1 protein-coding gene is annotated in these 1,641 nt (G+C 52.4%); it reads right to left on the bottom strand.

The genetic code is table 11. The annotated features are described in order from the left end of the window. Window positions 1–1,602, bottom strand: a 1,602-nt coding sequence (locus J7438_RS25380) for a M26 family metallopeptidase (RefSeq protein ID WP_209278828.1), incomplete at its 3' end; no start/stop codon positions are given. Between the last annotated feature and the right edge of the window lie 39 nt (window positions 1,603–1,641).

Below are 1,641 nucleotides of genomic sequence, written 5' to 3'. Positions count from 1 at the left end.
CGACAAGTGTTTAATGGTGGCTGGTATCCGGTCACTGGTGGCTACAGTAGCGATGTCGGCTCTCTCGGTTGCTGGGCAACTGGCATTATCGCAGGCTAGATTTACCGTTGTGCTGATACCATCAGCAAAACTGGTTAACTCAGTATTGCAGGCAACTGTGCCGGAAAAGTTGCGATGAGGATCACCAGCTGCTAAGCCGGCGCGATACCCTTTGATGACACTGCCGCAGACCCGGGTATCGCGGATCCTGCCAAAGTTATCCTGGCGACCGGCAGCAACACCGACCGCCGCACTTCCTGTATAACTGTTCGTGTTTTTTTCCCAGGCGAATAGTCCACAGTCAATGGCGGTTGTTTGGTGGACTGTGGTGTTAGCATCGTTAAACGCCACAGCAATTGCAACGGAGCTTTTGTCCGTTTCCGCAGCGATTATCGTTTCTCTGGCAGTTGTGTTATGAATGCTACAGCCTTCGGCAACAGCCGCAGCAACAGCCGCAGTAACAGCCGCATGGCCTCCCGAACCTACTCGAAACCTGCTGTGGGACAACTCCAGATCAGAGTCGATGTCCAGGGTATGTTTGATGGTGCTATTGTGACAATCTGCTGTAACAATACCAACATGTGTCGGTAATAAAGAGTTAGCGGTTGCCTGCAGGTGGTTGTCGCTGGTGGTAGTATCCAGAATTGTGCAATGACGGGCATCAGCAACCACCATTGCAATGCGTCCATCAATTATTATGGAATGATAATGAATTTTGTTTTGATTGTGGGCCTGCGTATCTTCAATACGGGCAAAATCGGCCCTGCCGGCAACCCCACCGATATTGGCCGCGAAAATGCCCTCAGAGCTTTCAATGCAGTTATGAATCAACGTTGAGTTTTTAACGACCACATTGTTATGTTCGTTACCAACCATTTTCCCTGCGATCAGGCCGATGTTGACATTGGTCTCGGCCCGGGACCTGTTCAAGGTACGTCTGCCGGTGCCAATTCCTGAGAGGAGTACCTTGCAGTTTTCAACCTGGTTGCTGTCGATGGTGGCTCTATCCAGTGCTTGCCCGGCCAGCATGCCGACGTCAATACCACTGCCCTGAATAGCAATGTTGACGTTATTGATCTGGTTGTCCCTGAGTACGGCGCTGTCGTTCATCTTGCCCGCCAGCATCCCCAGCTGCCTGTGTTGTTGTACCCAGGGTTTTACAGCTGTAACCCTGATCTTTGAATTTTCTACAACGATATTTTCCTGCCTTGAGCCCCCTGACATGGTACAGGCAACCAGTGCTGCACTGCCTGTGTCGTTAGTCTCGGGCAGCCCTGCACGGTCAATATGGCCATTAGTAATTGTGAGATTGCGGACTGCTCCATTGCCCTCGAGGCTGTTAAACAGGCAGCCCTTCAGGTTGCTGATGGTATTGCCGTTACCGTTGTACTCACCGGTGAAGTGCAGGATAGGCGAGTGGTTGCCAGCATCAATATCCGTGGTCTGTGCGTAGGTACCATTGGCTGGATAACAGAAGTCCTTTCCGACTTTGGCCAGGACTGCGGCTCCATCAACAGGAATCGGTTCGCCCCTGCAGCCCGGTGGGGCGGTTGAGGCTGCCATGGTGGGTGCTGAACTTGTGTCAGGACTGCTGGCCCGCGT

The sequence above is a fragment of the Thalassotalea sp. G20_0 genome, assembly GCF_017744175.1.
Taxonomy (GTDB): domain Bacteria; phylum Pseudomonadota; class Gammaproteobacteria; order Pseudomonadales; family Endozoicomonadaceae; genus Endozoicomonas.
Note: the sequence above shows the minus strand (reverse complement) of the source record. Positions and strands in the feature narration are given on the sequence as shown.